The sequence below is a fragment of the Geobacillus sp. B4113_201601 genome (genome assembly GCF_001587475.1).
GTDB classification, from domain to species: domain Bacteria; phylum Bacillota; class Bacilli; order Bacillales; family Anoxybacillaceae; genus Geobacillus; species Geobacillus icigianus.
Map to the genome: position 1 here is coordinate 5,939 of NZ_LQYX01000100.1, position 9,928 is coordinate 15,866.

The 9,928-nt window shown below is 45.1% G+C and carries 5 protein-coding genes, 2 pseudogenes and 1 CRISPR repeat array; of the genes and pseudogenes, 3 read left to right on the plus strand and 4 right to left on the minus strand.

What is annotated here, in order from left to right; translation table 11 throughout:
* Nucleotides 1–146: pseudogene (locus B4113_RS20740) on the minus strand (IS701 family transposase); the annotation flags it as partial.
* A 178-nt stretch (nt 147–324) separates the two neighbouring features.
* Between B4113_RS20740 and B4113_RS19040 the strand changes: the two are divergent.
* Complete coding sequence (locus B4113_RS19040) at nt 325–681, plus strand: cell wall metabolism sensor histidine kinase WalK (protein WP_255358732.1); 357 nt, start codon at nt 325–327, stop codon at nt 679–681.
* 736 nt (nt 682–1,417) lie between these two features.
* Nucleotides 1,418–3,427: a CRISPR direct-repeat array (repeat unit 30 nt; unit sequence GTTTTTATCGTACCTATGAGGGATTGAAAC).
* 444 nt (nt 3,428–3,871) lie between these two features.
* Here B4113_RS19040 and B4113_RS14525 read toward each other — a convergent pair.
* Nucleotides 3,872–5,257 carry an L-cystine transporter gene (locus B4113_RS14525; RefSeq protein WP_033844657.1) on the minus strand — a complete coding sequence of 462 codons (1,386 nt, stop codon included), beginning with the start codon at nt 5,255–5,257 and terminating at the stop codon, nt 3,872–3,874.
* Nucleotides 5,258–5,929: 672 nt separating this feature from the next.
* Between B4113_RS14525 and B4113_RS14530 the strand changes: the two genes are divergently transcribed.
* Complete coding sequence (locus tag B4113_RS14530; protein ID WP_201028612.1) at nt 5,930–7,405, plus strand: sodium:alanine symporter family protein; 1,476 nt, start codon at nt 5,930–5,932, stop codon at nt 7,403–7,405.
* A 465-nt stretch (nt 7,406–7,870) separates the two neighbouring features.
* On the opposite strand, the gene B4113_RS14535 is transcribed toward B4113_RS14530, so the two are convergent.
* Both B4113_RS14535 and B4113_RS14540 read right to left on the minus strand, forming a co-directional pair.
* Nucleotides 7,871–8,746, minus strand: a complete 876-nt coding sequence (locus tag B4113_RS14535) for an SDR family oxidoreductase (RefSeq protein ID WP_033844656.1) — start codon at nt 8,744–8,746, stop codon at nt 7,871–7,873.
* A 78-nt stretch (nt 8,747–8,824) separates the two neighbouring features.
* A complete protein-coding gene (locus tag B4113_RS14540; protein WP_033844655.1) occupies nt 8,825–9,241 on the minus strand; it encodes an Rrf2 family transcriptional regulator in 417 nt (138 codons plus the stop codon).
* Between the two features lie 444 nt (nt 9,242–9,685).
* Between B4113_RS14540 and B4113_RS20745 the strand changes: the two are divergent.
* Nucleotides 9,686–9,928: pseudogene (locus B4113_RS20745) on the plus strand (23S rRNA (uracil(1939)-C(5))-methyltransferase RlmD); the annotation flags it as partial.

Sequence of the window (9,928 nt, forward strand, 5' to 3'; positions counted from 1 at the left end):
CCCGTCAATGTCCCCGAAAATCCCTTGGTCGTCAAGGCGTCGACAAGATGAACCAGATGCTTGATGACCGGCTTCGAGAAATAAAGCGCCAATCCCAACGTCATGAAAAACTTGTGGATTCCTTGATGATGTGCTAATCTATTCATGAGACATGAACCTCCTTGTGGGTAGTTGGTGGTACATCTATTCTAACCAAGGAATCGGGTTCATGTCTCCTTTTTTGTTTAGTTGTAAATTTATGTTAGCAAATTTGCTCATCTACAGTTAGAAGCAGAAAAAAAGAAGATTAAAGTTGAAACAATTAGCTCGGTAACTAACCATGTCATATTTGCAGATGAACATTTACTAACAAGGGCCATTGATAATTTGTTAAACAATGCTCTTAGACATACACCTGATGAAGGGAAAATTACTATTTCCTTAAATGAAACAGATAAAAATATTGAAATATCCGTTATAGATACAGGTGAAGGAATTAGTCCAAAGGATTTGCCTTATCTATTTACCCCTCTTTATAGGGGAGAAGGTTCACGCAACAGAAAAACAGGCGGTGCAGGTCTAGGATTGACTATAGCAAAAAAAATATTTTTAGCGCACGGCGGAGATTTAAGAGCTAGCAATCACATTTCACATGGTGGAGCAGTATTTACAGCCTACTTACCAAAAGAAAACTCTAAATAAATGAAGTGTCCTGCCTACTTTACAATTTTTTCATACACCTAATATGTTCGAAGATGAACGTAGGCTCTATATGTTTTATATTAAGATTTAATGAGTGAAAAAGTGAATGAGCTTCAAATTGTTGAATTCGGGTTAACTTCTTAAAGGAAATCGTCGTTCGATTTTGAAGCCCTGCTTCAATAATGACCGATTTGACTTGTTCACAAGTGGCACTTCCTTATCGAAAGTAAATTAGGTGAACACTGCTACAAGTCTTGATGTCTGCGATCACTATTCAACGCATGTGGAGTGCGTGGCGAAATTGCAATGGCGGATGTAAACGCCAAACAACTGATCTCGATTGAACGTCATTGTCCAAAAGAAGTGTCCGCCTCAAGAAATGGACAGTCTGACCGCCCGCTGAGCAGGCGAGCGAGGAAGGCCGTTAGCCATCATCAACGAATTGGGTCAGTGGTGGTGAGAATGAATACTTCGGAACAAAGGGAAGCAAAAAAAGCGGATGATGCACGCGCCCTAATCGCTTGAAGCCTCTTCTCCAAGCGAAGCGCAAATGGCCGATCCATTCGCTTGTCGTCGACCTCCAATTGTGTAAAAACCTCAGGGGGTCGACGACATTGATTTTGATCGCTTGTTCCCTACAGCCATGACAAATGAACTGGATTGACAGAATCTTCGAAACGTGTTATTCTGAGGATGGCGTTTAAGGAAAAGCTTGATATGACAACAATTTTTGGGGGTTTTTATCGTACCTATGAGGGATTGAAACGAGTTTGATGTACAAATCAAAGACAAGTACGGAAGATGTTTTTATCGTACCTATGAGGGATTGAAACTAAAAAACCCGATACCAATATCGTCTTTCACCAGCAGTTTTTATCGTACCTATGAGGGATTGAAACATTTTCCGCTGCCGCTTTCCCCAGCAATCAGCAAATGCGGTTTTTATCGTACCTATGAGGGATTGAAACAAACTCGACCCTTCTAACACAACCTTGCTGGCGCGTTTTTATCGTACCTATGAGGGATTGAAACTTCCTCCTCAAAACAAAAAAGACGGGATTTCCCGGTTTTTATCGTACCTATGAGGGATTGAAACCACGACATAGACAACCCCGTCTTGTGCGTCCGGCAAGTTTTTATCGTACCTATGAGGGATTGAAACATCAGTTTCATTGCCGATCCCCCTGCCTACTTTTCTGTTTTTATCGTACCTATGAGGGATTGAAACCCTTTTTCATAAATAGAATCCATTAAAGTTTTATCTGTGTTTTTATCGTACCTATGAGGGATTGAAACGACGCTCACGCGGCTGGATTTGAAGAAGTTCAACAAGTTTTTATCGTACCTATGAGGGATTGAAACAACAGATTCAACAAGCGGGCGGCAAAGTGAAAAAAGGGTTTTTATCGTACCTATGAGGGATTGAAACCTGTTACATATTGCACATTACTTCCTACAGATTGCGTTTTTATCGTACCTATGAGGGATTGAAACTTGGAAAACGGGACATTTCTTACGGTGGAACCGGAGTTTTTATCGTACCTATGAGGGATTGAAACCCAACATCGCATCGAACATTGGCGCTTTTCCTGTCGTTTTTATCGTACCTATGAGGGATTGAAACATAACCAAACATCACCTTTTCCTAATTTAAGACCGTTTTTATCGTACCTATGAGGGATTGAAACTGCCTCGATTGCGCGGCCGCATTGGACGCGGAAAAGGGTTTTTATCGTACCTATGAGGGATTGAAACCTGCACCATGATATTGAGCCTGTAATAGAAAATGAAGTTTTTATCGTACCTATGAGGGATTGAAACTCCCAAGCTCTTTTAAGTCTTTAGCAGTCTGTAAAAATGTTTTTATCGTACCTATGAGGGATTGAAACTTGTCCTTCCCTGCCTTTATATCCCTCTCATACTCAGTTTTTATCGTACCTATGAGGGATTGAAACCGCGCTTTTGTCACCATTTTGGTGACTACGGGGTAGTTTTTATCGTACCTATGAGGGATTGAAACGCGGAAGAGTTGTGGGAAGAATATGTCGGATGGGGGTTTTTATCGTACCTATGAGGGATTGAAACTCGTCATCAACAGTACAGCAGAGTGGACAAGCTCGGAGTTTTTATCGTACCTATGAGGGATTGAAACATTGCATACATTTTTCTAGTTTGTCTATATGCTCTGTTTTTATCGTACCTATGAGGGATTGAAACATTCCGAAGAGAACATCGGTTTCTCTTGACACTTATGAGTTTTTATCGTACCTATGAGGGATTGAAACTCTCGCATGTTTGGTCAAAACCCGCGGCCGGCCGAGGTTTTTATCGTACCTATGAGGGATTGAAACAGTACTGTCAATATTATTTTTGGCATAGTGTGACTATCGTTTTTATCGTACCTATGAGGGATTGAAACCCCTACTATCATCAGAGCCAAAACGTACAGTTTTACGTTTTTATCGTACCTATGAGGGATTGAAACTCCCAGCGATAAGGTCAGCTTGTAAGCGGGCTTTTGTTTTTATCGTACCTATGAGGGATTGAAACATAAAACGACGGGTGCAACAGTTGATGCGGGTTCGGTTTTTATCGTACCTATGAGGGATTGAAACTAAATAATAGCCATTTTATATCTCCTTTCTTTTTTGTTTTTATCGTACCTATGAGGGATTGAAACACTTCCAGTATGTCCCCGCAACAAACCGAAGACTTTGTTTTTATCGTACCTATGAAGAATGGAGATAACAGTTGTCCATAGCACGCCCCTGTGTTGCTTCGACTGATCTCCCCCATTCAACCGCTTATGTTTTAATGGAAGATGAGAAAAGTAGCAACCTTTCTCACCTATAAGTTGCGATATAAGAGGCATTTTTCCTCTTGAGAAGGGGAGGGGCTGCCCCAACCGCCCTCCCTCTCAAGAGGCCACGGTACGAAGTGAGATAGTAGGCTTTTCAATTTTTGTTGACAGTTTTCATTCATCAAAATTCCCAACGGCGCTATATGCCAAGTGCAGTTGGGGGCGTGCGAGAAAGTGAGAAACCTAAAAGGCCGGTGGCAAACCGCTGTGTCGCACACCAATGAGCGGCATCTTCATTTAAAAAAAGAAAGATGATTCTGCAAAGTTTCTCTAATTGAGAAGTAGGTTGGAACAGCAGCGTTTTACCCTAAATCACCAGCGTCTTAAACCTCATGCTTCTAGTTTTTTCGTTTCTTCGTTATAGACATGGACATTCAATTCTTTAGTGATGCGGCTGGTGACGATACCGGCGGTCATGCTTCCACTGACGTTTAAGGCGGTTCTTCCCATGTCAATCAACGGCTCTACGGAAATGAGCAATCCTGCTAATGCTACTGGCAGATTCATCGTTGATAACACTAAAATCGCCGCAAACGTAGCCCCACCGCCAACGCCTGCAACCCCAAATGAACTGATGGTGACGACTAGAATCAGCGTCAAAATAAAGGAAGGAGAAGTTGGATCGATGTTGACGGTTGGCGCGATCATCACAGCAAGCATGGCAGGATAAATGCCAGCACAGCCATTTTGCCCAATTGACAGCCCAAATGAGCCGGCAAAGTTGGCGACGCCTTCTGGAACGCCAAGCGCGGTTGTTTGTGCTTTTATATTCAAAGGAAGAGTAGCCGCGCTTGAACGGGAAGTGAATGCAAACGACAGTACCGGAAGCACTTTTTTCACGTAAGTAATAGGGTTAAGTCCGGCCAGCGCTAAAATGATCAAATGAACGGCAAACATCACGAAGAGTGCCATATAGGAAGCAACGACAAATTTCCCTAGTTTTGCGATTGTGTTTACATCGCTTGTCGCAGTGATTCGGGACATGATGGCTAAAATTCCGTAAGGCGTTAAGCGGAGCACCAACGTGACGATACGCATGACAATCGCGTACAAGGCATCTACTATTTTTTTGAACATTTCCGCTTGTTCAGGCTGTTTTCTGGCAACCCCTAAATACGCCATGCCGACAAAGGCGGCGAAAATCACAACCGCTATCGTCGATGTGCTGCGTTGTCCCGTGAAGTCTAAAAATGGATTGGCGGGCAGCAGTTCGATCATTTTTTGCGGGAAAGATAGAGTTTGAATCTGCTCATATTTTTGTTCTAATTCTTGTCCACGCATCTGTTCCGCTTCGCCGGAAGGAATGTCGACGGCTTCTAATTGAAATCCTAATGCGGACATGATGCCGATCGAAGCGGCAATCGCTGTAGTGCCCAATAATAAACCGATAATGAGCGTGGCAATTTTCCCTAAATGATTAGTGACAGAAAGTTTAGTAAATGCCATCACGATAGAAATGAACACTAATGGCATAACAATCATTTGCAATAGCTTGACATATCCTGTGCCGACAATGTCAAACCATTGGGTGGACTGTTGGATGATCGTGGAACCAGCCCCGTACACTAACTGCAATGCGAATCCAAAGACGATTCCGAGTCCAAGAGCCGTAAACACCCGCTTGGAGAAGGAGATATGCTTCTTTTGCATATAGGCTAAAACACCAATCAGCAACAGCAATATCACAATGTTGAAAATGACTAAGTAAACATTCATCGTCAATCCCTCCTAATACGTAGAATTACTATAAGGATTAAAAACCGATATGTCAAGTAAGTTTTATCTACAAAGAGGGAAGACGATTCATGAGCTAAGGGATTGTCTGAACATGTGGTTTCATTATGATCGCATCTCATACACAAGCAGGGGAGGCAGCGAGATGGAGAGGCATGAGTGTTTCAGTGGCTTTTATGCTTATTTCACTGCGACTTCGATGTTCATCACCGTCCTTTTCGCTGTTCTTTGGTCAAGAACTCGGAAGGATTCAAATCGAATGCGAACCTTTACATACAACCGGTGGTGTTCTGAAAGACAGGCATTGTCTGTTGTATTGATCCGAAAGCTATTCTGAAAAAAGATAACAATCCCCGTCTTATGAAAACTGCACGTTGGTGAGCGGTAATGTTCGTGCCCTGGTCGAGGGCAAAAAGTTACCCATGGATCTTGCTGTGAAAAGAATGCGTTATGGGCCGTGATTTTCATATCTGGGTGGTGAGGAACATTGTGCTCAGCGGTGTTTTCTTTGTTGTGGGGGAAGATATGGAAATTTTATTCAGGAAATATAGAAAAAAACTATTATAAAAAATTATTGAAACAGAAATATGTGATATTTATAATATACCTTAGCCCTGTGTTATACAACAAAAGCATCTGAATCAATGAGGAGGGATGAATTTGATTGACAAGCTTGTTGAGACGGTGAATAAGTTATTATGGAGTCCTCTCTTAATTCTTTTTATTGTTTTTTGTGGAGTGTATTTTAGTATTCGCACCCGGTTTTTGCAGATTCGTCACTTTAAAGAAATGGTTAAGCTTGTGACGACCGGGAAGGGCTCTGATGCGGGAGTATCTTCATTCCAAGCGTTGACAATGTCGTTATCCGGCCGCATTGGGGTAGGGAATGTCGCCGGGACGGCGACGGGGATTGCTTACGGAGGGCCGGGCGCCGTCTTTTGGATGTGGGTCATTACCTTTATTGGAGCGGCGACGGCGTATGTCGAGTCCACGCTGGCGCAAATTTACAAAGAAGAGCAAGATGGGCAGTACCGAGGCGGTCCGGCTTTCTATATTGAAAAAGGCCTTGGTTGGAAATGGTTTGCGGTCGTCATCGCCGCTGCCATCCTTCTTGCCATGGCGGTGTTAATGCCGGGAATTCAGGCCAATTCGATTGCCGATGGCTTTCACAATGCGTTTCGCATTCCGCAACTGGTGACAGGCATAATCGTCATTGCGCTTCTTGGCTTTACGATTTTTGGAGGGGTCAAGCGAATCGCGAAGACGGCGGAAATCGTTGTTCCGTTTATGGCCGTTGGCTATTTGTTGGTCGCTATTGCGATCATTGCGGTGAATTTTGAAAAAATTCCTGAGATTTTTGGTTTGATTTTTAAAAGTGCGTTTGGAGCGGAACAAGTATTTGGAGGCATTATCGGGTCAGCCGTCATGTGGGGCGTCAAACGCGGTCTTTATGCCAATGAAGCCGGTCAAGGGACAGGCGCTCACCCGGCGGCGGCGGCCGAAGTGTCGCATCCGGCCAAACAAGGGCTGGTGCAGGCGTTTTCGATTTACTTGGATGTATTCTTAGTCGTTACGGCGACTGCGCTGATGATTTTATTTACCAATCAATACAATGTCATCAATGAAAAAACAAAGGAACCGATCGTTGTCCATCTCGAGGGAGTCGAACCGGGCGCTGGCTATACGCAGGCTGCGGTTGATACGTTGATTCCCGGATTTGGCTCGGCGTTTGTCGCGATTGCTCTCTTCTTCTTTGCGTTTACGACGATGTACGCCTATTACTATATCGCCGAGACCAACCTCGCCTATCTTGTGCGTGGCAAACATCGAGGAATTGCCTTTTTGGCTTTAAAAATCATCTTTTTGGCTGCCACGTTCTATGGAACGGTCAAAACGGCGACAACCGCGTGGGCCATGGGCGACACCGGGCTCGGCATCATGGTCTGGCTGAACTTGATCGCGATTTTATTGTTGTTTAAACCGGCTTATCTTGCCCTGAAAGATTACGAAGAACAATTGAAGCAAGGCAAAGATCCAGAGTTCAATGCGTCAAAATACGGAATCAAAAACGCGACGTTCTGGGAAAATGGGTATAAGAAAGCCGAAGAAAAGCAAAAGGAAGCTTTATAAGGGCTGCTTTGCCGAAGAAGTCTGTGTTTAGGCTGCCTAGTGGGTGAATATCAATGTTTCTGAAGTGGAGGGTGTTCCATTTTTTGGGGCACCCTTCCGATTTGTGCATTGCGAACAAGAGATGAAAGGATCCATCTTCCTGTTCTCATTCCTATAAGGCCGGTGAAAAACCGCTGATTCCTCTCATCAATGGGAGAATGAGCGGAAAAGCAGGACCGATGTAACAAGGTTTTTCTAATTGAGAAATAACATTGTAAAGCGGTATCTACGATTCAATCACCAGCCTCCTATACAAGATGTAGCTGTTCGTCGTCATTGAAACCGGCGAATACGATGCGATTTTGTCGTCATCAGGGCTTTTCGTCTGTTTTCCCCCACTGCTTTTGGTGGTAAAAAATCAAACGGAACGTGGAGAGAGGGAGATGCATGTGGAAAAACCGGCCGGGCGGCCGGTTTTGGTGGGAATCAATGGGCTGTTTTCCGAATGTCATGGACGATTTGCGTCAGTGCTTCGTTGATCGGCGTCACTGGTCTGCCGAGCAGTTTTTCGAAATCGTTGCTTTCGACTTCTAAGGAGCCTTCCCGGATGCCGCGTTGGATGTCAACGAGAAACGACACGAGCGGTTCTGGCAGACCGGCGTTTTTCATGATGTCGGCATAGGCGGCGTCATCTGCTTGTTGCACCGGTACTTCTTTGTCTAGGACAGCGCCGAGAGCGGCCGCTAGCTGTTCTTGGGTCAGCAGTGGGCCGGACAGCTCATAGATGGTGTTTTCATGGCCGCTTCCTGTCAGCACGGCAGCTGCGGCTTCCGCGTAGTCTTGGCGAAGAGCCCAGCCGACTTTTCCTGCGCCCGCCGATGTCACCCAAGGCGCTCCTGCCAAAACAGCTTGAATGGTTCCGATTTCATTTTCCAAGTACCAGTTGTTGCGTAACAACGAATACGGGATGCCCGTTTTGATAATAGCTTCTTCCGTGACTCGGTGCACCTCGGCGAGGGAGAGCCGGCTTTCATTTGCCTTCGCCAGACTTGTGTACGCAATGAATCCGACTTGGGCGCGCTTGGCTGCTTCGACTGCATTCGTGTGCTGGCGGATTCTTGTCTCATTATCGCCATCCGTCGAGATGATCAATAACCGATCGATCCCTTGGAAAGCAGTGTTCAGTGTTTCCGGACGGTCGAAGTCTCCGCAGCGAACATCGATTCCCTGAGCACGCAAATGTTCGGCTTTTTCCGGTTGGCGGACGCTGACGGCGATTTGGTTGGCAGGGACGGATTTCAGCAGCGCCTCGACCACTTTCGCGCCGAGTTTTCCTGTGGCGCCGGTGACTAACAGTTTCATTGTGCTGAACCTCCTTTGGGGATTTGTTGTAACTATTTTGGTTACAACGGTGGTGTAAAAAGCTCTTGAAGAGCTTTTTTATTGAAATTTGGCAACCAGTTGACCCACAGTCGTTTGCGCTAGGCGCTGTTCCATGGCGAATTGAGCTTCTTTGAGTTCCGCTTGTAGCACAGCCTCAATGTTTCGTCCGACCGGGCACTCGATATTTGGAGCATCATGGATGCGAAACAGTTGATCCACTTCGGTCGCGTTGACCGCCCGGTACACGTCAAGAAGAGTAATGTCATCCGGAGGCTTCCGCAGCGAAGCACCGCCTACGCCAGGCCGCACTTCGACAAGTCCGGCCTTCTTTAGCATGCCCACAATTCGCCGGATGATGACAGGGTTCGTATTGACGCTGCGGGCGATAAACTCCCCGGTGCAATCGGTTGAGCTGATCGCAAGCAGGCAAAGAATATGCACTGCTATCGAAAACCGTGTACTAATTTGTTTCATTAATAAAACACCACCGTTGTAACCATTATAGTTACATCTCTTGAAGAAGTCAAGCTTATTCATGATCAGGTTGATGAATGTTTATTGTCCCATCGCTGGATGGGTCTATATAAGTTTTTTCGTTGCGGGTTTCATCTAAGTACAAGCCGATATGAGAGGAATCAGCGGGATGTAAAATAAAATTTCAACTTAGTATATATTCAAGGTTTTTTTATGCTAAAGAGCCAGATTTCCCTTTAACTCATCGAGCTTTTTGGAGGTTGGTGAAGCCGCATTGTTGGCCCTTGCTCGTCGTCGGATAAGGTGTTCCGAGACATTTTGGTAATAATTAGAAACAAAGGGTTGAACCGATATCTTGGATCGCTCGATCTTTAGATTCGTCGTCTTATTGTGTACAATACATAAAGTGATTAGCTAATTCTGAGGTGGGAAGGAGGAACAACATTGACTGATAGATCGTCATTCGGGATTACTATTGATAGTTTGGATAAAAAAGGAATTGGACAAGCCGCCGTTTGGCATGAAGAGGACGGAAAGAGAAAGAAGATGAAACTGGCCATTCCGTCTACACTGCCGGGTGAGAAGGTACGAGTCGTTGTCGATGAGCCAAAACGGCGCAGAGTTCAGGGGCGGCTGGAAGAAGTGATCGAGCCGCATCCGGAACGGCTTGCGCCGCCGTGTCCGCAC